Source organism: Streptomyces sp. NPDC016459, assembly GCF_040632845.1.
GTDB lineage: Bacteria > Actinomycetota > Actinomycetes > Streptomycetales > Streptomycetaceae > Streptomyces.
Genome location: NZ_JBEYCR010000012.1, coordinates 59989 through 85193, shown reverse-complemented (window position 1 = coordinate 85193; position 25205 = coordinate 59989). Strand labels below are relative to the sequence as shown.

General features: G+C 72.3%; 25 protein-coding genes. 12 read left to right on the top strand and 13 right to left on the bottom strand.

Features of this window, described 5'->3' with window-relative positions; genetic code table 11:
- Positions 1–25: 25 nt before the first annotated feature.
- The 3 genes from ABZ567_RS25350 to ABZ567_RS25340 form a co-directional block, all read right to left on the bottom strand.
- Complete coding sequence (locus tag ABZ567_RS25350; protein ID WP_360793744.1) at positions 26–298, bottom strand: hypothetical protein; 273 nt, start codon at positions 296–298, stop codon at positions 26–28.
- A gap of 77 nt (positions 299–375) precedes the next feature.
- Positions 376–624, bottom strand: a complete 249-nt coding sequence (locus ABZ567_RS25345; RefSeq protein WP_360793742.1) for a hypothetical protein — start codon at positions 622–624, stop codon at positions 376–378.
- A 57-nt stretch (positions 625–681) separates the two neighbouring features.
- Positions 682–1512: an LLM class F420-dependent oxidoreductase gene (locus tag ABZ567_RS25340; RefSeq protein ID WP_360793740.1), complete on the bottom strand. Its 831-nt coding sequence runs from the start codon at positions 1510–1512 to the stop codon at positions 682–684.
- 167 nt (positions 1513–1679) lie between these two features.
- On the opposite strand from ABZ567_RS25340, the gene ABZ567_RS25335 reads away from it, so the two are divergent.
- The 4 genes from ABZ567_RS25335 to ABZ567_RS25320 all read left to right on the top strand — a co-directional run bounded on the left by ABZ567_RS25335 (position 1680) and on the right by ABZ567_RS25320 (position 3769).
- Positions 1680–2150: a nuclear transport factor 2 family protein gene (locus ABZ567_RS25335; protein ID WP_360793738.1), complete on the top strand. Its 471-nt coding sequence runs from the start codon at positions 1680–1682 to the stop codon at positions 2148–2150.
- Positions 2151–2163: 13 nt separating this feature from the next.
- Positions 2164–2913, top strand: a complete 750-nt coding sequence (locus tag ABZ567_RS25330; protein ID WP_360793736.1) for a GNAT family N-acetyltransferase — start codon at positions 2164–2166, stop codon at positions 2911–2913.
- Positions 2914–3022: 109 nt separating this feature from the next.
- Positions 3023–3490 (top strand): carboxymuconolactone decarboxylase family protein, encoded by a 468-nt coding sequence (locus ABZ567_RS25325; protein WP_360793734.1) that lies wholly within the window; start codon positions 3023–3025, stop codon positions 3488–3490.
- A 69-nt stretch (positions 3491–3559) separates the two neighbouring features.
- Positions 3560–3769 (top strand): hypothetical protein, encoded by a 210-nt coding sequence (locus tag ABZ567_RS25320; protein WP_360793732.1) that lies wholly within the window; start codon positions 3560–3562, stop codon positions 3767–3769.
- 90 nt (positions 3770–3859) lie between these two features.
- On the opposite strand, the gene ABZ567_RS25315 is transcribed toward ABZ567_RS25320, so the two are convergent.
- Positions 3860–5425 (bottom strand): APC family permease, encoded by a 1566-nt coding sequence (locus tag ABZ567_RS25315; RefSeq protein WP_360793730.1) that lies wholly within the window; start codon positions 5423–5425, stop codon positions 3860–3862.
- A gap of 443 nt (positions 5426–5868) precedes the next feature.
- Between ABZ567_RS25315 and ABZ567_RS25310 the strand changes: the two genes are divergently transcribed.
- Positions 5869–9087, top strand: a complete 3219-nt coding sequence (locus ABZ567_RS25310) for a BTAD domain-containing putative transcriptional regulator (RefSeq protein ID WP_360793728.1) — start codon at positions 5869–5871, stop codon at positions 9085–9087.
- A gap of 223 nt (positions 9088–9310) precedes the next feature.
- On the top strand, positions 9311–9553 hold the full coding sequence (locus tag ABZ567_RS25305) for a hypothetical protein (protein WP_360793726.1): 243 nt from the start codon (positions 9311–9313) through the stop codon (positions 9551–9553).
- 209 nt (positions 9554–9762) lie between these two features.
- Here the strand turns inward: ABZ567_RS25305 and ABZ567_RS25300 are convergent, their stop codons facing one another.
- Positions 9763–10116: a hypothetical protein gene (locus ABZ567_RS25300; RefSeq protein WP_360793725.1), complete on the bottom strand. Its 354-nt coding sequence runs from the start codon at positions 10114–10116 to the stop codon at positions 9763–9765.
- Positions 10117–10556: 440 nt separating this feature from the next.
- The gene (locus tag ABZ567_RS25295) at positions 10557–11165 is read right to left on the bottom strand and encodes a hypothetical protein (protein WP_360793723.1); all 609 of its coding nucleotides are present in this window, start codon (positions 11163–11165) and stop codon (positions 10557–10559) included.
- A gap of 127 nt (positions 11166–11292) precedes the next feature.
- On the opposite strand from ABZ567_RS25295, the gene ABZ567_RS25290 reads away from it, so the two are divergent.
- Positions 11293–11895 carry a hypothetical protein gene (locus ABZ567_RS25290; protein WP_360793721.1) on the top strand — a complete coding sequence of 201 codons (603 nt, stop codon included), beginning with the start codon at positions 11293–11295 and terminating at the stop codon, positions 11893–11895.
- 13 nt (positions 11896–11908) lie between these two features.
- Here the strand turns inward: ABZ567_RS25290 and ABZ567_RS25285 are convergent, their stop codons facing one another.
- Together ABZ567_RS25285 and ABZ567_RS25280 are read right to left on the bottom strand one after the other, a co-directional pair.
- Complete coding sequence (locus tag ABZ567_RS25285) at positions 11909–14326, bottom strand: PQQ-binding-like beta-propeller repeat protein (protein WP_360793719.1); 2418 nt, start codon at positions 14324–14326, stop codon at positions 11909–11911.
- Between the two features lie 253 nt (positions 14327–14579).
- The gene (locus ABZ567_RS25280; RefSeq protein ID WP_360793717.1) at positions 14580–15371 is read right to left on the bottom strand and encodes a VOC family protein; all 792 of its coding nucleotides are present in this window, start codon (positions 15369–15371) and stop codon (positions 14580–14582) included.
- Positions 15372–15713: 342 nt separating this feature from the next.
- Between ABZ567_RS25280 and ABZ567_RS25275 the strand changes: the two genes are divergently transcribed.
- The 3 genes from ABZ567_RS25275 to ABZ567_RS25265 all read left to right on the top strand — a co-directional run bounded on the left by ABZ567_RS25275 (position 15714) and on the right by ABZ567_RS25265 (position 17503).
- A complete protein-coding gene (locus ABZ567_RS25275; RefSeq protein WP_360793715.1) occupies positions 15714–16361 on the top strand; it encodes a TetR family transcriptional regulator in 648 nt (215 codons plus the stop codon).
- A 198-nt stretch (positions 16362–16559) separates the two neighbouring features.
- Complete coding sequence (locus ABZ567_RS25270) at positions 16560–17222, top strand: pyridoxal 5'-phosphate synthase (protein ID WP_360793713.1); 663 nt, start codon at positions 16560–16562, stop codon at positions 17220–17222.
- A 32-nt stretch (positions 17223–17254) separates the two neighbouring features.
- Positions 17255–17503 (top strand): SCO4226 family nickel-binding protein, encoded by a 249-nt coding sequence (locus ABZ567_RS25265; RefSeq protein ID WP_360793711.1) that lies wholly within the window; start codon positions 17255–17257, stop codon positions 17501–17503.
- A 28-nt stretch (positions 17504–17531) separates the two neighbouring features.
- On the opposite strand, the gene ABZ567_RS25260 is transcribed toward ABZ567_RS25265, so the two are convergent.
- From ABZ567_RS25260 to ABZ567_RS25245, 4 genes are all read right to left on the bottom strand, one after another.
- Positions 17532–19415, bottom strand: coding sequence for an AMP-dependent synthetase/ligase (locus ABZ567_RS25260; protein WP_360793709.1), 1884 nt, complete (start codon positions 19413–19415; stop codon positions 17532–17534).
- Between the two features lie 149 nt (positions 19416–19564).
- Positions 19565–20212: a TetR/AcrR family transcriptional regulator gene (locus ABZ567_RS25255; protein ID WP_360793707.1), complete on the bottom strand. Its 648-nt coding sequence runs from the start codon at positions 20210–20212 to the stop codon at positions 19565–19567.
- Positions 20213–20346: 134 nt separating this feature from the next.
- On the bottom strand, positions 20347–21702 hold the full coding sequence (locus tag ABZ567_RS25250; protein WP_360793705.1) for a dicarboxylate/amino acid:cation symporter: 1356 nt from the start codon (positions 21700–21702) through the stop codon (positions 20347–20349).
- Positions 21703–22053: 351 nt separating this feature from the next.
- Positions 22054–22320, bottom strand: coding sequence for a DUF4229 domain-containing protein (locus ABZ567_RS25245; RefSeq protein ID WP_360793703.1), 267 nt, complete (start codon positions 22318–22320; stop codon positions 22054–22056).
- Between the two features lie 145 nt (positions 22321–22465).
- On the opposite strand from ABZ567_RS25245, the gene ABZ567_RS25240 reads away from it, so the two are divergent.
- Both ABZ567_RS25240 and ABZ567_RS25235 read left to right on the top strand, forming a co-directional pair.
- On the top strand, positions 22466–22999 hold the full coding sequence (locus ABZ567_RS25240; RefSeq protein WP_360793701.1) for a GNAT family N-acetyltransferase: 534 nt from the start codon (positions 22466–22468) through the stop codon (positions 22997–22999).
- Between the two features lie 84 nt (positions 23000–23083).
- The gene (locus ABZ567_RS25235) at positions 23084–23950 is read left to right on the top strand and encodes an AraC family transcriptional regulator (RefSeq protein ID WP_360793699.1); all 867 of its coding nucleotides are present in this window, start codon (positions 23084–23086) and stop codon (positions 23948–23950) included.
- A 76-nt stretch (positions 23951–24026) separates the two neighbouring features.
- Here ABZ567_RS25235 and mqnE read toward each other — a convergent pair whose 3' ends face one another.
- On the bottom strand, positions 24027–25190 hold the full coding sequence (gene mqnE / locus ABZ567_RS25230; RefSeq protein WP_360793697.1) for an aminofutalosine synthase MqnE: 1164 nt from the start codon (positions 25188–25190) through the stop codon (positions 24027–24029).
- Between the last annotated feature and the right edge of the window lie 15 nt (positions 25191–25205).

Below are 25205 nucleotides of genomic sequence, written 5' to 3'. Positions count from 1 at the left end.
GGCCGGGGTCTCCGCAGGAGGCCGGTCAGTCGGTGTCCTTGGGATGCCGGGGTGCGGCGTACACCAGGTGCACCGTCCTGCGCGGCTCGTCGACGAGATACCGCACGCGACCACCGGCCGTGACCTCGAACTCCCCCTGCGGGTAGGCCCGCCCGCCGAGGGTTCCCATGGCGAGCCGGCCGCGCAGCCGGTGCTGCCGGCCCGGGTCGGTCTGCCGGAGCGGATCACCGCGCAGGGCTTCGAAGCAGCGCCGGGTGTTGCCCGGGGCTTCGGCAGCGAGTTCGCCCCAGCCCTTCACCGCCTCGTTCGTCGCGAAGCGCAGGCGCCACTCCTCACCGACCGGTGGCGGGGCGACGTCGTCGCCGCGTTTCGGGGTCAGGGGGCCGTCACCTCTCCGTGGTCCTCGCCGGGGAGGGGGCGCGTGAGCTGGGCCGTGAGCCCCGGGTCGGCGAGGATGCGCGCCGTCGCGCGCCACTCCACGATCGTGCGGTGGAGGGTGGCGTGGACGTCCAGCTGTGCGGCATCGTGCGTCGCGTCCAGCAGGTCCCGGGCGAACTCCCTCAGCTCTTCGGCGGACAGGTGCCGCACCCAGGGGAAGACCGAGGGAAGGGCGCGCCCTATCACGCGCGCACCGTCGTCGGCAGCGAGGAGAGCGGCGAGGAGACGGGCTGTGACAATCGCTCAGAGGTATCGGGCGTACGCGTCCAGAACCCCCAGGACCTCGGTCTCGTCCCCCGGCGGCAGCTGGAGGACGACCTCCTCGCAGCCCAGGTCCGCGTAGCGGGCGAGTTTGCCGGGGTTCGGCAGGACCGCGTACGGGACGATCCGGAGGGCCTCCGGGTCGCGGCCCGCCCGTTCCCAGGTGTCCCGGAGGACCGGGAGGGACTCGGTCAGGCCCCGGCCGCCGATCGGCATCCAGCCGTCGGCCCGCGCCGCGATCTGCGCGAACAGTCTCGGACCCGCCGCCCCGCCGAGGAGGGTGCGCGGGGCCCCGCCGACGGGCTTGGGCCACGCCTCGGAGGCCCGTACCGCGTGGCCGAACCCTCCCTCGTACGCCGTCGGCTCCGGCGCCCACAGGGCCCGCATCAGGTCGAGCCGGTCGCCGGTGAGCTCCCGGCGGGTGGACCAGTCGACGCCGTGGTCGGCGGCCTCCTCGCGGTTCCAGCCGAAGCCGACGCCGAGGGTGAAGCGGCCTCCGGAGAGGTGGTCGAGCGTGGCGATCTGCTTGGCGAGGGCGATCGGGTCGTGCTGGGCGACCAGGGTGATCCCGGTGCCGAGCCCGAGGCGCTCGGTGACGGCGGCGGCCTGCCCGAGCGCCACGAACGGGTCCAGGGTGCGCCCGTACTCGCGGGGCAGCTCGCCGCCCGCCGGATAGGGCGTGGTCCGTTCGACCGGGATGTGGGTGTGCTCGGGAAGGTAGAGCCCGGCGAAGCCGCGCTGCTCCAGCTCCCGCGCGAGCCGCACCGGGCCGATGGTCTCGTCGGTCAGGAAGATCGTGGTCGAGATCCGCATAGCGGCACGGTAGGGGGTGCGGCGCGGATTTCCGAGGGGTACGACGCCCGGAGGGCCCGCGTTGTCCGGGTGTTCACGGACGCTGGGCGTCGTACGGCGTACGCGCGGCGGGACACCGTACCGAAGGCCCTTGACCTGAAGCTTGGTTGAGGTACGAAGCTCCTCGTATGAACACGGAAACCGTAGGCACCGCTGTCACCACGGACACCACCGTCGACACCGCCCTCGACACCGCCGCCATCACCCGCCTCTTCGACCGCTACCTCCGCTCCCTCGACGACCGTGGCGCGTTCGACGAGACCTGGGCGGCCTCTTTCTTCACCGAGGACGCGACCACCTCCACCCCCGCCGGGGACGTGCGCGGGCGGGACGCCATCGCCTCGAACGTGCGCATGGCGATGGGTCTCTTCGACCGGACCGTGCACTTCGGCTCGAACTACCTGATCGAACTGGACGGCGATCGCGCCACCCTGCTCGGAAACCAGCTCTCCACCCACGTCCTCGCGCATGACGGCGGGCTGTTCGTCTCCGGCGGGCGGACGGAGAACGAGCTCGTCCGCACCGCCGAGGGATGGCGGCTGTCCCGGGCCGACCTGCACATCGCCTGGAAGCAGGGCAATCCACCTGTGCTTCCGTAGCACGGCTGCTTGGATGACCCCTGTGCTGAAGCGAATCGAGACGTACTACGACACCGTCCCCCGGCCCTCCGCCCGCGCGGAGGACTTCGGGCCCCTGACCCTCTTCGTCCAGGAGGGCGGGGGCTGGCCCTTCTACGCGCGACCGGCCCTCGGGGTCACCGGTGAGATCCCGGTCGGGGCCGTGGAGAAGGTACGGGCCCGGCAACGGGAACTCGGTGTGCCCGAGGCCTTCGAGTGGGTCGCGGAGACGACTCCGGGGCTGCGGGCGGCCGTGGAGGCGAGCGGGCTCACCGTGCGCGAGCACCCGCTGATGGTCCTGGAGGGCGAGGCGCTCGCCGTACCCGAGCCGGAGGGCGTCACCGTGCGGATGGTCGGCGCGGACGACCCCGCCCTTCACAGCGCCGTCGCCGCCCCGTTCGCGGCCTTCGGCGTCGCCCCGGAGCCCGGCACCGCGGAACGGATCGGCGCGAGGATCGAGGCGGGGTGGACCCGGCTCGCGGCGGCGCTCGACGGTACGGGAGAGGCCGTCTCGGCCGGGCAGCACCAGCCCGTCGGGCCGGTCTCCGAGGTCGTCGGCGTGGGCACCGTCCCATCGGCGCGGCGCCGCGGCCTCGGCCTGGCGGTGACGGCCGCCCTTGTCGCGGACGCCCGCGCCCACGGGGCGGAGCTCGTGTTCCTGTCGGCGTCGGACGCGGACGTGGCCCGGCTGTACGGCCGGCTCGGCTTCCGTACGGTCGCGACGGCCCTCATCGCGGAGGCGTAGGGACTGTCCAGCGAAGGCGCGGTGACCGGTCCGCCGAGCCTGTCACATCGTCGGCGCGGGCTCCGTCAGTGCGGTGGAAGCGACACCACACGCCGAGGAGTGAATCACGATGACGCACCCGACCACGGCCCGTATGACCAACCCCGCCTACGTCCTGCCCGAGGCCGGTCCGGCGATCCAGGAACTCCTGAAGGCCACCCGGCGGGGCGGGGTCCCCGAGTCGACCCTGGAGCTGGTGCACCTGCGGGCCAGCCAGATCAACGGCTGCGGGTTCTGCGTCGACCACGGCGCGAAGAGCGCCAGGAAGAGCGGGGTGAGCGACGACAAGCTGTTCGCCGTCGCCGCCTGGCGCGAGGCACCGTACTTCTCCGACGAGGAGCGGGCGGCCCTCGCCCTGGCGGAGGCCGCGACCCGGCTCGCCGACACCTCCGACGCGGTGCCGGACGCCATCTGGGACGCGGCCGCCGACCACTACGACGAGAAGCAGCTCGCCGCGCTCGTCCTGATGGTCGCCGTCACCAACCTCTTCAACCGGCTCAACGTCACCGTCCGCCAGCCGGCCGGCGTGGGCCTGTGACGGGGCTCGGGACGGTGGCCGCGAGCTGGGTGCCGTAACCGGATCCGCCCCCTCCCCGTTGGAGCCGGCATGAAGAAGATCCTCACCGCAGCCGCCCTCTCCTGTCTCGCCGCCGCCGGTCTCTCCGGCGCCGGTACCGCGGCCGCCGACGCCGGGGGCGTGAACCTGCCGTCGGTCGTGCCGCTCAGCGGCGTCCTGACCCCCATGGCCGAGTCCGCCGACGAGTCCGACCTGCCGGTCGCGAACGCGGCGGTGGAGCGCCTGCTCCCGGGGCACTGAGCCCGTACCCGGGAAGAACGACGAAGGTGGCGGGACCCCCCACGGGCCCGCCACCTTCGCGTTCTCGGATGACTCAGGGACATCCGGCTGTCAGTCCGCCATCACCAGGGACGGCGTCTCCTTCGTCAGGACCTCGCCACGGAAGAAGGCGGGGCTCCTGCGCTGCATGACCAGCATGATCACCACGCCGAGGAGCAGCAGGCCGACGCCGATCACGAAGACCGAGCCGACGCCGAGGACAGCCGAGCCGGAGCCGTACGCCGGGTCCCACATGTCGTACAGCGTCTTGCCGAAGACGGCGGTGAGCATCAGGCCGCCGACCAGCGGCATGAGGCCCTTGTAGGCGAAGTCCCGGCCGGAGCGGAAGAGCTCGCCGCGGAAGTACCAGACGCAGGCGAAGGCCGTGAGCGCGTAGTAGAAGCAGATCATCAGGCCGAGCGCGTAGATGGTGTCGACCAGGACGTTCTCGCTGACCAGCGTCATCACGGTGTAGAAGACGCCGGTGGCGATGCCGGCCACGATCGTGGCCTTGCCGGGGGTCTTGAAGACCGGGTGGACCTTGGTGAAGGACTTCGGCAGGGCCTCGTACGTCGACATCGCGAGCACCGTGCGGGCGACCGGGATGAACGTGGTCTGGAGGCTGGCGGCCGCCGAGGCGAGGACCGCGACGAAGAGCAGGACGCCGAGCGTGGGACCCATGACGGGGCCCGCGAGCGCGGCGAAGACGTTGTCGGAGGTCTCCGGGTTGGCGAGGCCGAGGCCCTCCTCGCCGGAGCCGACGACCATCTGCGCGGCGATGCCGGTGGCCAGGTAGGAGGCGACCAGGACGACCATCGCGATGAGCGCGGCGCGACCGGGGGTCTTGGCGCTGCCGGTGGTCTCCTCGTTGGTCGCCATGCAGGCGTCCCAGCCCCAGTACATGAAGATCGAGAGGGAGAGCCCGGCTGTGAAGGCGGCGAAGGACTGGACCGCGAAGGGGTTCATCCAGGACCAGGAGAAGTCGACCGAGGTCTCGAAGGAGCCGGCCTTCGTCAGGGCCATGCCGACGAAGACGGCTAGGACGACGAGCTGGAGGCCGACGAGGGCGTACTGGACGCCCTTGGTGGCGGTCATGCCGCGGTAGCTGATCGCGGTGGCGACGGCGATGAGCACGAGGCAGGTGACGATGTGGACGGCCTTGTTGTCGTCCAGGGCTGCGATGGACTCGTTGCCGCTGACCTCACCCGCGAGGAGCCAGAAGTAGGAGGTCGCGACGCCGGCCAGGTTGGAGAGCACGATGATCGTCGCGATGACGAGGCCCCAGCCGCACATCCAGCCGATCTTCGGGCCGAAGGCCTTCACGGTCCAGGTGAAGGAGGTGCCGCAGTCGGGCATGACCCGGTTGAGCTCCCGGTACGCGAAGGCGACGAGGAGCATCGGGAGGAAGCCCGCGAGGAAGATGGCCGGCATCTGGAGGCCGACCTCGCCCGCCGTGGAGCCGAGCGTCGAGGTCAGGCAGTAGACGGGGGCGACCGTCGAGATGCCGATGACGGCACTGCCGAGGAGGCCGACGGAATTCCCGCCGAGGCCCTTGGTGCGAACGCCGTGGGTGTCACCCGGGGCGTTGACGCCCCTTACCGTGTCTCCGGCCTGCGGCCGCGCTTCCACCTGAGTCATGAACAGGACGTTAAATGCTGCGGTTTCCACATCCGGAGGTCTTGACTCCGTAAGATCCGCCGACCCTCCGCCTTGGTTTGAGAGGCGTAATCCGGACACTCGCCAATGATTGAAAGATCGACCACCGCGACGGCCCGACCAACTGGTAGGTCGGCGGACCCGTGTCCGATATGCGGGAACCGCAGCCGTGTCCCGAATGTCCGTTTCTAAATTTTCCCGAGGAATTTTCCGCGGGATCCCCCGGCGGCGCTCGACCCGTGCATGCGCGACCGATCCGGGGGCCGCGATCGACGGCGGGACGGCGACACGGTCGACGGCGCGGTGCGGCGGCGCAACTGCGGTGCGGTGACGGGCCGTAGTGCGCTCGACCCGATGCTGACGGACTCCGTCCGGACAAGGCAGACTGTTCCTGGGCGAAACCAGCGGTACGGGCAGGGGGAGCGATGGACCGTGAGAACGGGCCGCGAGTTCCGGTGCAGCGGACACCGACGACGGACGCGGATGCCGACTCCGGCGCAGGCAGGGGTACGAGGGTGAGCGCGGGCGCGGACACGGGCGCTCGCGGCGACACGGACACCGGAACCGGAGCTGAGCCCACCGTGAGCACGGGCACCGGCACGACCGCCGACGGCAGCACGGGCTCCGGCTCGCGCGACGGCTCCGGCGTCGGCTCTCGGTCCGGCTCCGGCTCCGGCTCCGGCTCCGGCTCCGGCTGGCGCGACGGCTCCGGCTCTCGGTCCGGCTCCGGCTCTCGGTCCGGCTCCGGCGTCGGGCTTCGTTTCGCCGTGCTCGGGCCCGTGCGGGCCTGGCGCGACGGGGAGACCGTGCCCACCGGGTCGCCCCAGCAGCGCGCCCTGCTCGCCGCCCTGCTCCTGCGCGGCGGGCGCACCGCCACCGCGTCCGAGCTGATCGACGCGCTCTGGGGTGAGGAGTCGCCCTCGCAGGCCCTCGCCGCCGTGCGGACCTACGCCTCCCGTCTCCGCAAGTCCCTGGACCCGAACGTCCTCGTCAGCGAGTCCGGCGGCTACGCCCTGCGGACCAGCCCCGCCGCCCTCGACGTCACCACCGCGCAGGAACTCGCCGCCGAGGCCGAGAAGCTGCGGGCCGCCGGGGACCGCGCGGGCGCCCGCGACCGGCTCGCGCAGGCCCTCGACCTGTGGGACGGCGAGGTCCTCGCCTCCGTACCCGGTCCGTACGCCGAGACCCAGCGGGCCCGCCTGGAGGAGTGGCGGCTCTCGCTCCTGGAGACCCGCCTCGACATCGACCTGGAGGTCGGCGCACACGCCGAGGCCGTCTCCGAACTGACCGCGCTCACCGCCGCGCACCCGCTGCGCGAGCGGCTCCGCGAGCTGCTCATGCTGGCGCTCTACCGCAGCGGACGGCAGGCGGAGGCGCTCGCCGTGTACGCCGACACCCGCCGCCTCCTCGCCGACGAGCTGGGCGTCGACCCGACCCCCGAACTCTCCCGGCTCCAGCAGCGCATCCTCCGGGCCGACAGCGAACTCGCCCGGCCGGTCGAGGAGACCGCCCCGGCCGCCGGGCCCGTCGCCCGCCCCGCCCAGCTCCCGGCGACGGTCGCGGACTTCACCGGCCGCGACGCCTTCGTACGGGAGCTCGGCGCCCGGCTCGCCGCCGCCGAGGGTCACGTGATGGCGGTGTCGGCGCTCGCGGGCATCGGGGGTGTCGGCAAGACGACGCTCGCCGTGCACCTGGCCCACGAGGCGCGGCCGCACTTCCCGGACGGCCAGCTGTACGTGGACCTCCAGGGCGCCGGTTCGCGCGCCGCCGCACCCGAGACCGTCCTCGGCTCGTTCCTGCGCGCGCTCGGCACCCCGGACTCGGCGATCCCGGACTCGCTCGACGACCGGGCGGCGCTCTACCGGTCGACGCTCGACGGCCGCCGGGTCCTCGTCCTCCTCGACAACGCCAGGGACGCGGCCCAGATCCGCCCGCTGCTCCCCGGCACGGCGGGCTGCGCGGCCCTGGTGACGAGCCGCATCCGGATGGTGGACCTGGCGGGGGCGCACCTGGTGGACCTGGACGTGATGTCCCCGGACGAGGCGCTCCAGCTCTTCACCCGGATCGTCGGCGAGGAGCGGGTCCAGGCCGAGCGGGAGGCGGCCCTCGACGTGGTCGGCGCCTGCGGTTTCCTGCCCCTGGCGATCCGTATCGCCGCGTCCCGGCTGGCGGCCCGCCGCACGTGGACGGTCTCCGTCCTGGCGGCCAAGCTGGCGGACGAACGGCGGCGCCTGGACGAGCTCCAGGCGGGCGACCTGGCGGTCAAGGCGACCTTCGAACTCGGCTACGGCCAGCTGGAACCGGCGCAGGCCCGCGCGTTCCGCCTCCTCGGCCTGGCCGACGGTCCTGACATCTCCCTGGCCGCGGCGGCAGCCGTCCTCGACCTTCCGCTCTGGGACACGGAGGACCTCCTGGAGGCCCTCGTCGACACGTCCCTGGTGGAGTCGGCGGCCCCGGGCCGCTACCGGTACCACGACCTGGTCCGCCTCTACGCGCGTGCGTGCGCGGACCGGGACGAACAGCCCCCGTCGGAGAAGGAGGCCGCGCTCTCCCGGCTGCTCGACTTCTACCTGTCGACGGCGGCCCGCGTCTACGCGACCGAACGCCCCGGCGACCGTCTGGTGGACCATCTGGAGCCGACGGCCTACGAGGGCCTGACGTTCACGGACCGCCACCAGGCCCGGGACTGGCTGTACGCCGAGGCGAACTGCCTGCTGGCCACGGTCCGCCAGTCCGCCGCGTCCCCCTCGACCCTGCGCAGGGCGGTGGACCTGCTGTGGGCGTCGCTCGACCTCGGCGAGTCCGGGGCGAACTCGAAGGAGTTCGAGGCGACGGGGGCGGTCGTGCGCAGCGCCGCCCACACCCACGCGGACGACAGGGCCGAAGGCCGTGCGCTGATGGTGCTCGCGGGCGTCCACCACACGGCGGGCCGGTTCGAGGACGCGGACCGCGACGCCGAGCGGGCCCTGCCCCACGCCGACCGGGCCGACGACCCGGTGCCGGCCTGCTGGTCGGCCAACGCCCGGGGCATCATCGCCCTTTACCAGAACCGCTTCGCGGAGGGCGAGCAGTACCTGACGGCGGCGATCGAGCGGTTCCGGGGCATCGGGGACGAGCCGGGTGAGGCGAGCGCCCTGTGCAACCTGTCGCGCATCCACCTGGCCACGGGCCGGACGTCGAGCGCCATCGCCCTCGCCCGGCGGGGCACGGAGATCTACGACTCGATGGGGCACACGCTCCGGGGCGCCAACGGGCGGTACGCCCTCGGTCTCGCGCTCACCCAGGACAACCAGCTCGGCGCGGCCGGCGACCGGCTCCGGGAGGCGCTGGCGGTCTTCGCCGACAGCAGGCAGCGGCTGTGGGAGGGCATGACCCACTTCCGGCTCTCCGAGGTGGACCTCGCCGCCCGCCGTCACGCGCAGGCGGCGTCGAACGCCGAGATGGCCCTCACGGTGCTGCGGGGCATCGGGGGCGAGTGGCGGCGGGGCAACGTCCTCACCGTGCTCGGCCGGGCCCTCTTCGGCATCGGCCAGAGCGGCCGGGCGCTGGTCTGCTGGCGGGAGGCCCTCGGCATCTTCGAGGAGCTCGGGGCGCCCGAGGCGGCGGACGTCCGCGCGCTGCTGGCCCCCGCGACGGCCGCGTAGGGCCGCACAGGGCCGCGGCCAGCCCGTTCATCGTTCGTTTATCGCCGCGCGGCATGCTCTGCTGCATGACGATCCGCCGCGTCGGGGGCAGACGGGTCGCCGATGAGGGCCACACCCCGCGGTACTAGGGTGACCGGCCCCGGAGATTCGTCCAGCCGTCCTCGGGGGAACGACTGGACGAATCTCCTCACATCTCGGACATCACACGCAGGAGTTGACGAGCATGACCGACCCGAACAAGCAGGAACCGCTCATCACCACCAAGGACATGCACGCCACCTCCGAGCCGGCGGTCGGCGCGATCACCGGGAAGATCACCGGCGGCAAGGAGGCGTCGATCACCACGAAGGACATGCACGCCACCTCGGAGCCGGCGGTCGACGCCATCACCGAGAAGATCACCGGCGGCCACGAGGAGACCATCACCACGATGGACATGCACGCCACGACGGAGCCGGCCAAGTAGACCATTCCCGACGGGGAACGGCCGCGGCGGCGACTTCGGGGGAGCCGCCGGGGCCGACCGGGGAGGTCCGGTCGACGGGGGAGCGCACGGGCTCGGGGGACACCCGACGGCACCAGGGGGGAGCCGTCCGGGCAGGGCCCGTGCGCAACGCGGTCGGATCACCGCGAGGAGGGGCCGGGCAGCTGCCCGGCCCCTCCTGCGTGCGCGGGTCACCGGGCGTAGGAGCCGAGGCCGACCAGGCAGTACACGTACTCGCTGACGACGGCGCCGTTCATGGTGTAGCGGTGCGAGAAGGCGTACTGGGTCTTGGGGTTGGAGTTGCAGTTGTCCATGTCCGAGGTGAACGGGAAGGTCTGGATCACCCGGTAGTGGGCGTCGGCCGCCGAGCAGGGGACCTCCTCGACGTCGTCGACCGTCTGCGCGGTCGTCGAGTCGGGCAGGGAGCCGTTGAGGCAGGTGCCCTTCTCGTACGGGTCGGGCTCCTCTTCGGTCGGCGTGGAGGTGGGGCTGCGGGTGGGGTCGAGGTCGAGGGTGGGGAACGGCGAGTAGGAGAAGGTCGGCACCGGGCCGGGTCCCCGGGAGCGGCCGTGTCGTCGCCGCCGTCGTCCAGGAGGGACAGGCCGCCGATGATCGCGCCGATGACGAAGAGGGGGACCAGACAGCCGAGGATCCCGGACTTCTTGGCCGGCTGCGCTCCGGCGACCGTGATGCGCAGGTACACGGTGCCGTCGCCGAGCCGGGCGGCGACGAGTTCGCCGTGGCGGCAGGGGCGGACGGTGAGGTGAGCGGTGCCGGTCGGCAGGTTGATCGGGATGATCACGCCCTGGGCCGCCTGCTGAGGGGTGAGGGTGAGGGGGATCTCTCGCGTCGACACCGGCTGCTCCTGAAGAGGGGGAGGGAGGTGCGGGACTGCCTGTATGACGTGTACACAAAGGGAGTTGGTTGCGCATACGAGCCCCGGAGGCGCCCGGCCTCCCTCCCCTCACCGGCGGGGCGCCGGGCTTCAGGACGCGGTAGCCGAAGGGGTGGAGGAGGGGGTGGTCGACGCGCCGGCCCCCAGGACCTCGCCCTCGGCGAAGGCGACGCACTTCTTCACCCGGCCGACGGTCCCCGGGTGGGCCATCTTCACCTCGAACGTCTTCGTCCCCCGGCGCTCGACCGTGACCGTCGTCTCGGCCCGGTCCACCACTTGGTGTCCCGCCCCCTCGAACTCCGCGACGACCCGGAACGTCTTCTCCTCCCACGCGTCCGAGGTGATCCGTACCGTGGCCGTGGTGTCCGCCTTGCGGGCCGGCCTGCCCTTGCGCTCCTTCCGCGCCGGCTCCACGCAGTCGACGACGGAGATCCAGACGTCCGCGGTCGGGGTGGCCGTGGGCGTGGGGTCATACGTGTACTCGTCGGCGGCGGACCGGCCCGAGCCGTCGCCGCTGTAGTCGTCGTTGCTCTTCTCGTCGCTGGAGCAGCCGCCGCCGGAGTCGTCGTCCGAGCGGCTCTTGCCGCTCTTGCTCTTGCCGCCGCCACCGCTGCTGCTGCCGTGACCGGTCTGGAAGCCGGTCAGCGCGAGCACCACCACCGTGAGCGTCGCCGCCAGCTTCAACCGTGTGCGTACCATCGCCGCTCCCCCGCGTCCCTGTCGTGTCCGCGCCACTCTAGCGACGCCCCGGGCCGCGTGGCGGGCCCCCCGCACCCGGCGTAGCGTCGGGAGCGAGAGCGCCGGACCGTCAAGGAGGGCCGCATCGATGCTTCGCAACGTCGTCGGCTCGGTCCTCGCTCTCGCCGGAGCGACGGCCGCCGTCTGGAGCCCCTTCCGTGCCTGGTACGACGGCCGTCACGGCCGCGACTACGCCCTCGGCGACCTGTTCACCGGCATCACCGGCGACTCGGCGGACCCGCTCGGCTCGATCCTGCTGCCCCTCCTCGTCGCCGCGCTCCTCACCCTCCTCGGGGTGGTGCTGCGCTCCCGTCTCCTCGTCGCCTTCGCCGGGATCGTCGTCCTCGGCTTCACGATCCTGTGGATGGTGCGCGTCGGGCAGGCCGAGGGCAGTCTCACGGTCGGCGGCGACGGCACGGGCCTCGGCGACGGCGTCGCCTGCGCCTTCGGCGGCGGGATCCTGCTGCTGCTCGGCGCACTCGTCATGTCCGGCAGGACCCTCGCGCGCCGGGTGGACGGGGAGCCCCGGCACACCCGCCCCCCGCTCGACCAGCCGCCCCGGGACGACAGCCCGGACGAGCCCCGCCGGCACCCGCAGGCCTCGGCCCCGTACGCGGCGACCCAGACCTACGACAGGCACGACGTACCGACCTGGGACCAGGACCGGGAGAACCCGCCCCCGAGGCCCTAGCCCCGTCCGGACCTCACGGCGTGGCGGATCCCCTGCCGGTGGCCGTGCCCTTGACGGCGTCGAGTGCGTACACGCAGCGGTCCTTGCTGCACGCGTACACGACCCCGCCCTTCGCCACCGGCGAGCCGGTGATCTCGCCGCCCGTCGCCAGCTTCCAGCGCAGCTGACCGCCGGTCGCGTCCAGCGTGTAGAGGACGTGGTCGGCCGAACCGAAGTGCACCCGGCCGTCGGCGACGACCGGGGAGCCGACCAGATCGCCGCCCGCCGCGAACCGCCACCGGGGCGTGCCCGTGACCGCGTCGAGCGTGTACAGGGCGCTGCCGCTGCCGACGTGCACGTTGCCGTCGGCGACGAGCACCGGCTCCGCCGACTGGCGCGGCTCGGTCGCGATCCGCCACCGGTCCTGCCCGGTGGTCGCGTCGATCGCGTACACCGTGCCGAGGTGGTCGGAGAGGTACACCCCGCCACCCGTCACCGCCGGCCCCGGTGCGAACGCCGGCGGCGACAGGAAGACGGCCGGTGCCTCGAAGTGCCAGCGGACGTGCCCGGTGGCGATGTCGACGGACAGGACCCGGTTCCCGGCCGACACGTACACACAGCCGTCCTCGGCGGGGGCGACCCTGACCGGCACGTTCGCACAGGAGGCGGCGTCGCCGATCGGGTACGACCAGCGCTCCACCCCGGTACGGGCGTCGAGGGCCTGGAGCCGGGCGTCCCGCCACACGTACACGGTGTCGCCGTGCACGGAGGGCCCCGCCTCCGGGGTCTCGAAGTCGGTCTGGGCGCCGGTGATCTCCCACAGCTTGGCGCCGTTGGAGGCCTCCCAGCCCTGCACCCCGCCGCCGCGCGTGCCGGTGACGACCGTGCCCCGGTCGACCTGCAGCGAGTACACCCAGGCGTCCGTCCGCAGCCGCCAGCGCTCACTGCCGTCGGCCGCGTCGAGGGCGTACAGCGTGGGCCCGTCGGACGCGTGGATACGGCCCGAGGCGACGGCCATGGACCAGGCCACGTCCCGGGTCTTGAACTGGCGCCGGCCACTGCCGGTGTCCAGGGCGTGCACCTCGAACGAGGTCACGTACAGCAGGTCACCGGCCACGACCGGGGTGCCCCACACGTCGTTCGACATCCGGAAGCGCCACGGCCGCCAGGGTCCGGGCTCGGCCGGCGGGGGCTGCTCGGAGCCCTGCGCGGGGACGTTCACGGGGCGGGCGCCGGGCGGCGGGCCGGGCTCCCCGGCGTACGGACCCGGGTCCGCGCCGTGCGGGCCGCCGCCGGGCGGACGGATCCAGCCGGTCGCCGGTCCGGCGTCGGCACCCCGGCCGACGGCGAGCGCGGCGCGGGTGTCGGCGACCCGGGGGCCGGGGCCGATCGGCACGGTCGCGCCCGGGAGGCGTACGGGACCGCCCGCACTCTCGGCGGGCCCCGCGTGCCGGCCCCCGCCGACGGGCGCGGGCTCGCGGAAGCGCGGGTCACCGCCGCCGTCGGGCCCGCGCGGCGGGCGCGGCGGCATCGGCGGCGCGGCCGGGGCCGGGGCGGGGCGGCCGCCACGACGGGTCTCGATCATGGCGGTGGCGCTCGCCGGCAGCCAGGCCGACGCCGTACCGCTGTCGTCGCTGCCGGGACCGAAGAGGTGCGGGGCGAGCTGCGCCTGGAGGTCGGCCGGGGTGGGCCGGCGGCTGACGTCCATCTGCATGCAGGACTCGATGAGGGGCCGCAGCTCCTCGGGCAGGCCCTCCAGGTCGGGGCCCTCGCGGAGCAGCATGAAGACGGTCTCGACCGGGTTGGCGCCGTGGAAGGGCGCGTGGCCGGTGGCGGCGAAGACCAGCATGGAGCCCAGCGAGAAGACGTCGCTGGCGCCGGTGACGCTGCGCGAGTCACGGGCCTGCTCGGGCGACATGTAGGCCGGGGTGCCGACGGCGACGTTGGTCATGGTCAGGCGCGTGTTGGAGACGCCCGACGCGATGCCGAAGTCGATCACCCGGGGGCCGTCCTCGACGACGAGGACGTTGGAGGGCTTGAGGTCACGGTGGACCAGGCCCGCGCCGTGGATGGACTGCAGGGCCTCGGCGACGCCGGCGGCGAGCCAGCGCACGGCCTGGGCCGGGAGCGGTCCGCACTCGTTCACTATCTCTTCGAGCGAGGGCGCGGGGACGTAGGCGGTCGCCAGCCAGGGCACGGCGGCCCGGGGGTCGGCGTCCACGACGGCGGCCGTGTAGAAGCCGGAGACCGCCCGCGCGGCCTCCACCTCCCGGGTGAAGCGGACCCGGAACAGCTGGTCCTCCGCGAGCTCCGTGCGCACGGTCTTGATCGCCACGCGCCGGCCCGAGGCCGATCGCGCGAGATAGACCAGGCCCATCCCGCCCGCGCCGAGCCGGCCCAGCACCTCGAAGGGCCCGATACGTCTCGGGTCGTGCTGCGTCAGCTGCTCCACTTGCCTGCCACCTCCCCGTACGGGCCATGAGTACGGCCCCGTGGCCCTGATTCTTCCTGTCCGAGGGCCCGGTTGCGAACCCGGGGGCGGATCGGGGTGTCGCAGGTCATGGGGTGCGGCCCGGCGCGGGCCGGTACCGGCCCTCAGGAGCCGCCCGTACCGACCGGTTCGGGTGACGGAGGCGGCGGCTCGCCGCGTCGGCTCGGGGACGACTCCGCTCGTCGTGTCGGCTCGGGGGACGGGCCCCTCACCCTCAGCTCGTACCGGACGGCTTCGGCTCCGCGAGGACGGCGAAGCGGGCGCCCTGGTTGTCGTGGAGGACGGCGATGCGGCCGTGCGGGGTGTCGAAGGGCGGGGTGGTGACGCGGCCGCCGAGGCGGACGGTGGTGGCGCAGGCCTCGTCGCAGTCGTGGACGACGAAGTAGACGAGGACGTGACCGGGCAGCTCGGCGGGGAAGTCGTCGGTGATGACGGCACGGCCGCCGAAGGCGCTGTCGTCGCCGGGCCGGGAGCCGGGGGGCGACCAGACGCGGTAGTCGAAGCCGGCGTCCCTGCCCTCCTCCTCGGCGTCGGTCTGGCGGCCGAGGTAGCCGAAGACGGTGGCGTAGAAGGTGTCGACCGCGTCGGGACGGCGGGTGTACACCTCCATCCAGCAGAAGGAGCCCGGCTCGTTCGTGATCTCGAAGCCGTCGTCGTCACCCGCCTGGCGGAGCCCGAAGACGGCGCCGCCGGGGTCGGCGGCGAGGGCGAGGACGCCGAAGGGGCCGACGGGGTACGGCTCCATGACCATCTGTCCGCCGGCGGCCTTGATCCGGGTGGAGAGCGTGCCGGCGTCCTGGGTGGCGAGGTAGAGCGTCCAGGTGGTGGGCATGCGGCCGTCGCGCTTGGGGAGGAGCCCGGCGACGCGCCGTCCGCCGAGGAGGGCCTCGTCGCGGTCGGGGTCGAAGGTCCAGCCGAAGAGCTCGCCGTAGAAGCGCTTGCCGGCCTCCACGTCGGGAAGCTGTGCGTCCACCCAGCAGGGGGTGCCCTCAGTGCGTGCCGCCATGGTTCCACGCTAGGACGGCGGAGACGGGCCCGCACGCCCCGATATGCGAACAAACAGCCGATTCATCCGGCTGGAACCCTTGGCACGCCTGAGTTGTCCACCGAAGTTGTCCACAGCCTGTTCATAAGCCTATTCGGGTACGGGCGGGGTGCGGGGCGGGTACGGGGGCTCCCACGGGCCACCCCGCCAGCGCCACCACTCTGGCTTGAAACCGCCCCTGCGCCCCGAGAGGCCCGCACCAGGACACGCGTGCCGACCTCGCAGAACACCCGCAGGGCAGGGTCGCACCCCATTTGCAGTCGGCCGAATCGCGCGCCGACCCCCCCTCGGTAAGCTGACGACATGACAGGACAAGTACGCACCGTCGACGGCCGCGTGGCCGGACGACGCGGTCAGGCGACGCGGCAGAAGCTGCTCGACTGCCTCGGTGAGATGCTCAGCTCCTCGCCCTACCGGGACGTCAAGGTCATCGATGTGGCCCGGAAGGCGGGTACTTCACCCGCGACGTTCTATCAGTACTTCCCGGACGTCGAGGGAGCGGTTCTCGAGATCGCGGAGGAAATGGCCAAGGAGGGCACCGGATTGACCGGGCTGGTCTCCGGTCGCTCCTGGGTCGGGAAGGCCGGCTGGCAGACCTCCGAGGAACTGGTCGAAGGCTTCCTGGACTTCTGGCGGAAGCACGACGCGATCCTCCGGGTGGTGGACCTCGGCGCCGCGGAGGGCGACAAGCGGTTCTACAAGATCCGCATGAAGATCCTCAACTCGGTCACCAACTCCCTGACGGAAGCGGTGAAGGAGCTCCAGGCCAAGGGCAAGGTCGATAAGGAGGTCAGCCCCGCCGCCATGGCGGGATCGCTCGTGACGATGCTGGCCTCGGTCGCCGGCCACCAGAAGGGCTTCACGACCTGGGGTGTGAAGCAGGCCGAACTCAGGCCGAACCTGGCCTTGTTGGTGCATCTGGGCATCACCGGAAAGAAGCCGACCAGGTAGCCCCACTCCCTCCTTCCCCCGTCCTGTCGCCGACGCCGACGGCTGCCCGCTCCCACGGACCGCCGTCGGCGTCGCCGTGCACGGAGGGCTGGTTCTGCTCGTCGGGAACGGTGGTGCCGGACCGGGGCCGACGCCCTGACCGTCCATCGCCCACCGCATGACCGACTCCCACCCCTCCCCGCCCCCTACCGTGGCCGCATGACCGACTTCCACCACGCCCTGCGCTCCCTGAAGGTCTGGGACACCGAGCTGCCCTCCTTCGATCCCGCGGGCGCCCCACCCTCGCCGCTGCCGCTCTTCCACGACTGGTTCACGTCGGCGGTCGCGGCCGGCCAGACCGAACCGCACACCCTCTCCCTGGCCACCGTGGACGAGGACGGCATGCCGGACGTCCGTACGGTGATGCTGCACGGCGCCGACGCGCGCGGCTGGCACTTCGCCTCGCACGCCACCAGCGCCAAGGGCCGCCAGCTCGCCGCCCGCCCCGCGGCCGCCCTCGGCTTCTACTGGCCGGTCCAGGGCCGCCAGGTCCGGATCAGGGGCCACGTCACCACCGGCACCGCCGAGGAGGCGTACGAGGACCTCCACGCCCGCACCACCGGCGCCCTCGCCTCGGCGCTCGTCGGCCGGCAGAGCGAGGTCCTGGACTCCCCCGCGACCCTCGCGGAGGCGAGCGCCGCGGCCTGGCACCGGGCCGAGAGGGAGCCCGACGCCCCGGCCCCCAGCTGGACCCTGTACGTCGTGGAACCGGCCGAGGTGGAGTTCTTCCAGGGCGACGGCAGGCGCCGCCACCTCCGCCTCCGCTACCGCCGCGACCCGGTGTCCGCGGCCGGCTGGCTGCGCGAGCTGCTCTGGCCGTGAGGGCGCACCATGGAAGTGGAGGTGGGTGAACCATGGCAACGTACATGGACGTGCACCGGGGCATGACGGGCATCACGGCCGAGCAGTTGAACGAGGCGCACCAGGCCGATCTCGCCGTCGAGAAGGACGAGGGAGTGCACTTCGAGAGGGCGTGGGCCGACCCGGAGTCGGGGACGGTCTACTGCCTGTCGCACGGCCCGTCGGCCGAGGCGGTCCAGCGGGTCCACGCCCGCACGGGCCACTCCGCCGACGAGATCCACGAGGTGTCCCTCACGGTCTGAGGAACGGGCCGGGTACGGGGCGGAGCCCTTACGGGGCGTCCCCCGCCCCGTACATCTCCTCGATCTCGCGGGCGAAGTCCCGTAGCACCGCGCGCCGTCTGAGTTTGAGCGACGGTGTCAGGTGTCCGGAGCTCTCGGTGAACTCGGCGGTCAGGACGCGGAAGGCGCGGATCGACTCCGCCCGCGAGACCAGCCGGTTGGCGTCGTCCACCGCGCGCTGGACCACGGCGAGCAGCTCCTCGTCCCGGGTCAGCTCCCAGAGCGCCAGATGGTCCTTGCGCCGCATCCGCCGCCAGTGGGTCAGCCCTTCGTGGTCGAGGGTGACGAGGGCGGTGATGTAGGGGCGGTCGTCGCCGAGGACCACGCACCGGGCGATCAGCGGATGGGCCCGCAGCCAGTCCTCCAGGGGGGCGGGAGCGACGTTCTTGCCGGCCGAGGTGATGATCAGGTCCTTCTTGCGGCCGGTGATCCGCAGGTAGCCGTCGGCGTCCAGGGAGCCGAGGTCGCCGGTGGGGAACCAGCCGTCGTCGGTGTACGGCACGGCCGCTCCGCGCCGGGCGTCCCAGTACCCGGCGAAGACGTGGCCGCCCTTGAGCCAGACCTCGCCGTCGTCGGCGATCCGCACGGCCGTGCCCGGCAGGGGCCAGCCGACGGTCCCGGTGCGGGGCCGCCGGGGCGGGGTGACCGTGGAGGCCGCCGTGGTCTCCGTCAGGCCGTACCCCTCGAAGACCTCGACGCCCGCGCCCGCGTAGAACTCGGCGAGCGGCGCGGCGAGCGGGGAGCCGCCGCAGATCACGTACGCGAGCCTGCCGCCGAGCGCGGCCCGGATGCGCCGGTAGACGAGCGGGTCGTACAGCGCCCGTGCCGCGCGCAGGGAGAGCGAGGGGGCCGCTGTCCTTCCGTAGCGGCGGGCGATGGTGGCGGCCCGGTCGAACGCGGCGGCCCTCCCACCGCGTTCGGCGGTGGCGCGGGCGCTGTTGTAGACCTTCTCCAGGACGTAGGGGATGGCGAGGAGGAAGGTGGGGCGGAAGCCCGCGAGGTCGTCGAGGAGTTCCGGTCCCTCGACCGTGGGGGCGTGGCCGACGCGGACCCGGGCCCGGACGCAGGCGACGGCGACCATCCGTCCGAAGACGTGGGAGAGCGGCAGGAAGAGCAGGGTCGCGGCGGGTTCCTCGCTGTCGGCGACGAAGACGGGGTGGAGGAGCCGGACGGCGTTGTCGACCTCGGCGAAGAAGTTGGTGTGGGTGAGGGCACAGCCCTTGGGGCGGCCGGTGGTGCCCGAGGTGTAGACGAGGGTGGCGAGGGTCTCGGGGGTGAGCAGTCCCCGGCGGGCGGTGACGGCCTCGTCGGCGACTCCGGCCCCGGCGCGGCGGAGCTGGTCGACGGCGCCGGTGCCGAGGACCCACAGGTGGGCGAGGCCGGGCAGCTGCCGTCTTTCGGCGGAGACGAGCCGGGCCTGCTCGGGGTCCTCGACGACGCAGGCGGCGGCGCCGGAGTCCTGGAGGATCCAGCGGGTCTGGAAGGCGGAGGAGGTCGGGTAGACGGGGACGGTGACGAGTCCTGCGGCCCAGGCGGCGAAGTCGAGGAGGGTCCACTCGTAGGTGGTGCGGGCCATGAGGGCGAGCCGGTCGCCGGGGCGCAGGCCCTGGGCGACGAGCCCCTTGGCGACGGAGTGGACCTCGGCGGCGAAGGCGGAGGCGGTGACGTCGTGCCACTCCCCCTGCGGTCCCTTGCGGGAGAAGAGGACGGCTCCCGGTTCCTGGCGGGCGTTGTCGTACGGCAGGTCGGCGAGGGACCCCCGGCGGACCGGCGGGGCGAGGGCGGGCACGGAGACCTCCCGCACCACCCCGCCGACCAGGATCCTGCGCGGTTCGACGGGTTCGCTCTCGGACGGGGCATGGACGACGGACACGTGCGGCTCCTCGGTCTGCGCGATGAACTGAGGTCGTACGTCGGTGCGTTGTCTGCTTCACGTGAGTGACTAGCCGGTAACCTTACTGCGCGGTAAGGCCCTGGGGGAGAGCGGCGCGAGTATGCGGAGGCCGACTCAGGGAGCCCGGCTCACCGCCCCGGAGACCACCGCTCGCTCTTCATCAGGTTCCCGAGCCCGGCCCACGCGAAGTTCATCAGCGTCGCGGCCGCCTCCCGGGCCGTCACCCCCGGCGTCTCGTTCGCCCAGGCTGCCAGCGACTCGGCCGAACCGACGAGCGCCTGCGCGAGCGCGGCCACGTCCCGGTCCGTGATGGCGGCGGCGCCCCGCGCCTCCCGTGCCGCCTCCCCGATCAGACCGGCCACGAACGCCGTGATCCCGTCCCGCATCCGGGCCGCCTCCCCGGCGAACGGCTCCCCCTGCGTCCGCGCCTGCCGACTGAGCACCGCCCAGGAGTCGGGGTGCTCGGCGGCGTACGTGAAGAAGGCGAGGAGCCCCGCCCACAGCCGCTCGTCGGGCGGCGCGCTCCGGTCGACGACCGCCTCGGCGACGACGGTCAGCAGCGCCTGCGCCTCCCGCCGGATCACGGCGGTGAAGAGCTCCTCCTTGGAGTGCAGATAGAGGTACACCAGCGGTTTGGAGACCCCGGCGAGCTCGGCGATGTCGTCCATGGACGCCGTCTGGTACCCGTGCCGCGCGAAGCACCGCACCGCCGCGTCCAGCATCTGCCGCTCCCGCACGGCCCTCGGCAATCGTCGCGCCTTCGCACCGCCGGCCATGGCGCCCCACCCCTGCTTCCAAGATCCACTGGATGCCCCGCAGAAGCGTACGTGCCCCCTGCCCGGACCGGGCAGGGGGCACGTGGGCCGTCGGACGCGCGGGGCGTGTCAGGCCGAAGGACGCGCGGGGCGTGTCAGGCCGGGACCGGCACCGAGACCTTCTGCTCGGCCTCGCGGCTGTCGGCCACGTCGTCGATCGGGGACGACGAGGCGTTCTCGTACGCGGTGAGGTCCAGGATCTTCTCGCGGGCGGAGACGATCACCGGGACCACCGCCTGGCCTGCAACATTCGTAGCCGTCCTCATCATGTCCAGGATCGGGTCGATCGCCATGAGGAGGCCGACGCCCTCCAGCGGGAGGCCGAGGGTGGAGAGGGTCAGGGTCAGCATGACCGTCGCGCCGGTCAGGCCGGCGGTGGCCGCCGAACCGATGACGGAGACGAAGGCGATGAGCAGGTAGTCACCGATACCGAGCTGGACGTCGAAGATCTGCGCGATGAAGATCGCGGCGAGCGCCGGGTAGATCGCGGCGCAGCCGTCCATCTTGGTGGTGGCGCCGAACGGGACGGCGAAGGAGGCGTACTCCTTCGGGACGCCGAGGCGCTCGGTGACCTTCTGGGTGACCGGCATGGTGCCGACCGAGGAGCGGGAGACGAAGGCCAGCTGGATGGCCGGCCAGGCGCCCTTGTAGAACTGGATCGGGTTGACCTTGGCGACCGTGGCGAGCAGCAGCGGGTAGACGCCGAACATGACCAGGGCGCAGCCGATGTAGACGTCGGCGGTGAAGGTCGCGTACTTGCCGATCAGGTCCCAGCCGTAGTCGGCGATGGCGAAGCCGATGAGGCCGACGGTGCCGAGCGGGGCGAGGCGGATGACCCACCACAGCGCCTTCTGGAGGAGTTCCAGGACCGACTCGGAGAAGGTGAGGATCGGCTTGGCCCGGTCGCCGAGCTTGAGGGCGGCGATGCCGGCGACGGCGGCCATGAAGACGATCTGGAGGACGTTCAGCTCGGTGAAGGGCGTGATGACGTCCGTCGGGATGATGCCGGTGAGGAAGTCGATCCAGGAGCCCTCGCGCTTCGGCAGCTTGCCGTCCTGCGGGGTGAGGCCGGTGCCGGCGCCCGGGTTGGTGATCAGGCCGATGGCGAGGCCGATGGCGACCGCGATCAGCGAGGTGATCATGAACCAGAGCAGGGTGCGGGTGGCGAGCCTGGCGGCGTTGTTCACCTTCCGCAGGTTGGTGATCGAGACCAGGATCGCGAAGAAGACGAGCGGGGCGACGGCCAGCTTGAGCAGCTGGACGAAGATGTCACCGATCTGGCCGAGGGTCTCCTTCAGCCAGGAGACGTCCTGGCTGCGGGCGATCCAGCCGAGCAGGGCGCCGAGGACGAGACCGGCGATGATCTGGGCCCAGAAGGGGACCTTCGGTATGCGCGAGGAAGTCGGGGACTTCTTCTCGTCGGGCGTGGTCGCGGACGCGGACACAGACACACTCCACAGGTGCGTATCGGGCAATACGGGGACGGGGGTGCGGCACACACGCGTTGTACGCGGGCCGCTGCATGATGCCGGGTCAGAGCGCGCGGCAACAGACCGCGGACATACAGCGGCAGAGGTCGACGTGCAGGCGCGCCACGAGCGGGGTGCTCGCGGCGTCGGAGGGGCGCACTGCTGTCGTCATGCCGAATACGTTAACACTTGAACTTTGAGAACCTCAAAGCCCTTCTTTGGGGTGTGCGGGCGGCCCGCCGCCTCCGAAACGCAGTACGCCCCGGCCAGGAGCCTGGGAAGCTCCCGCCCGGGGCGGACGGTCTGTGATGTTGCTTACGCGGTCTTCACGGGCTACAGCGCGTCCTCCTGGGACCGGTTCGCCGCGAGCCGGTCCTTGGCGCGGTCGACCTTCGCCGCCACCTCGGCGCTCGCCTCGTCCCGTACCTTGCGCAGGAGGACGAAGCTCAGCGGGGCGGAGATGACGAGGGACAGCATGAGGACCCAGAGCAGGTTCGAGTCGCCGAGACCGCGGGGCAGCGCACCGACGTAGACGAGACCCCACAGGGCGAGGAAGCATCCGGCGAAGATGCCGAGACGCATCAGCGTGTAGCGGAGCATGTCAGCCCACTCTTCCGTTCCGACGTTTCCGGGAAGCGCCCGGGATCCCCTACGGCACCCGGGCCCCTCCAGTGAAGCACGGGACACCGGTACACCCCGGCCCGGGCCTCTTGAGCACCCATTCGGTAATAGATACGATTCCAGTATGACCCTTACGTTCGAGATGGACCCGGCGGTCGACCGCGCCCTGCGCGACGGCGTGCTCTCCCTCTGGGCCGACGTCTCCAACGCCGGCGGCTCGGTCGGCTTCGTCCCTCCCGTCACCCCCGACGACATCCGTCCCGTGCTGCTCAAGCACCTCATCGGGATGACCGAGGGCGGCACCCGCCTGCTCGTCGGCCGCGACGCGCACGGCGAGGTCGCCGCCACCGCGTTCTTCACCTTCAACACCCACCAGCTGATGACCCACTGGGTGTGGCTCTACACGGTGATGGTCCACCCCCGCCACCAGGGCAGGGGATACGGCCGCGACCTCATGGCGGCGGTCGAGCACACCGCCCGCACCGCCGAGGGCTTCGAGGCGATCGAGGCCATCCGGCTGACCTGTCGGGGCGGCACCGGCGTCGACGGCTTCTACGCCAAGGCCGGCTACAAGGAGGTCGGCCGCGTCCCCGACGCGATCCGGGTCGCCCCCGGCGACGACCGCGACGACATCGTCATGCTGCTGCCCCTGACCTGACCCGGCCGGATCGGGCACAGGATGTCGGGTCCGCACCCCCGCCCCTTCCTACGGTGAAGGCACGGAAAAGGAAGGACGGACCACGTGCTGGAGCGGCTCAACCAGGCACTCGACCACATCGAGGAGCGCCTCGACGGCGACCTCGACCCGGCCGAACTCGCCAGGATCGCCACGACCTCCGAGTACCACCTGAGGCGTCTGTTCTCGGCGCTCGCCGGGATGCCCCTGTCGGAGTACGTCCGCCGCAGGCGGCTCACCGTCGCGGGCGCCGAGGTGCTCGCCGGGGAGCGGACGCTCCTGGAGATCGCGATCCGGTACGGCTACGGCTCCGGGGAGGCCTTCGCCCGCGCGTTCCGCGCGGTGCACGGGGTCGGCCCCGGGGAGGCCCGCCGTACCGGAGCGGCGCTGCGCTCCCAGCCGCGGATGTCCTTCCGCCTCGTCGTCGAAGGGAACAGCACCATGCGGTACAGGATCGTGGAGAAGGAAGCCTTCAGGATCATCGGGCGCGGGACCCGGGTCCCCCTGGTCCACGAGGGGGAGAACCCGGCGATCGCCGCGCACATCAGGTCCATCGGCCAGGAGGCCCTCACGCGGCTCGCCCGCCTCTCGGACGGCCGGCCCGACGGGGTCGTCTCGGCGGTCACGCACCTCACGGAGAGCCGGGAGGAGGGCGCCGAGCTCGACTACTGGCACGGGGCCGTCAGCGGCGCCGAGGTCCCGGAGGAGTTCGACGCGCTCGACGTGCCGGCCGGCACCTGGGCGGTCTTCGAGAACGAGGGCGCGTACCCGAAGGCGCTGCAGTACCTGTGGCGGGACGTCTTCACCCAGTGGTTCCCGTCCAACCCGTACGCGAGCCGGCCGGGACCCGAGCTGCTCGCCGTCCGGCCCTCGGCGGACTGGACGACGGCACACGCGGAACTCTGGATCCCGGTGGAGCACACCGGGGCATGAGCGGAGGGCCCGGCGGGGCATGAGAAGAAGGCCCGGCGGGGGACCTCCCCCACCGGGCCCTCCGCCCGTACGTGCGTCAGACCCGCATCGCCTGCGGCGACTCCCGCAGCTCCGTGTCCGGGCCCGGGTACTCGCGGATGATCTCGTACCGCGTGTTCCGCTCGACCGGCCGGAAGCCCGCGTCCCGGATGAGTTCGAGCAGGTCCTCGCGGCCCAGCTTGTTCGGCGTGCCGTAGTTGTCGGCGTCGTGCGTGATCTTGTACTCGACGACCGAGCCGTCCATGTCGTCGGCGCCGTGCTGGAGCGCGAGCTGCGCCGTCTGGACGCCGTGCATGACCCAGAAGACCTTGACGTGCGGCACGTTGTCGAAGAGCAGCCGGGAGACCGCGAAGGTCTTCAGCGCCTCGGCGCCGGTCGCCATCGTCGTGCGCGCCTGGAGCCTGTTGCGGACCTTGCCGTCCTGCATGTCCACGAAGTCGTGCTGGTAGCGCAGCGGGATGAAGACCTGGAAGCCGCCGGTCTCGTCCTGGAGCTCACGCAGCCTGAGCACGTGGTCGACGCGGTGCCGGGGCTCCTCGATGTGCCCGTACAGCATGGTCGACGGGGTCTTGAGCCCCTTCTCGTGGGCGAGCCGGTGGATCCGGGACCAGTCCTCCCAGTGCGTGCGGTGGTCCACGATGTGCTGGCGGACCTCCCAGTCGAAGATCTCGGCGCCGCCGCCGGTCAGCGACTCGAGACCCGCTTCGATCAGCTCGTCGAGGATGTCGGACGCGGACATCCCGGAGATCGTCTCGAAGTGGTGGATCTCGGTGGCGGTGAAGGCCTTGAGGGAGACGTTCGGCAGCGCCTTCTTCAGCTCGGAGAGCGAGCGCGGGTAGTACCGCCACGGCAGGTTGGGGTGGAGGCCGTTGACGATGTGCAGCTCGGTGAGGTTCTCGTTCTCCATCGCCTTCGCGAGGCGCACGGCCTCCTCGATGCGCATGGTGTACGCGTCCTTCTCGCCCGGCTTGCGCTGGAAGGAGCAGTAGGCGCAGGAGGCGGTGCAGACGTTGGTCATGTTCAGATGCCGGTTGACATTGAAGTGCACCACGTCGCCGTTCTTGCGGGTCCGGACCTCGTGGGCCAGACCGCCGAGCCAGGCGAGATCGTCGGACTCGTACAGGGCGATGCCGTCCTCACGGCTCAGCCGCTCACCGTCCCGGACCTTCTGCTCAAGGTCGCGCTTGAGTCCCGCGTCCATGTACGGCCGCCTCCC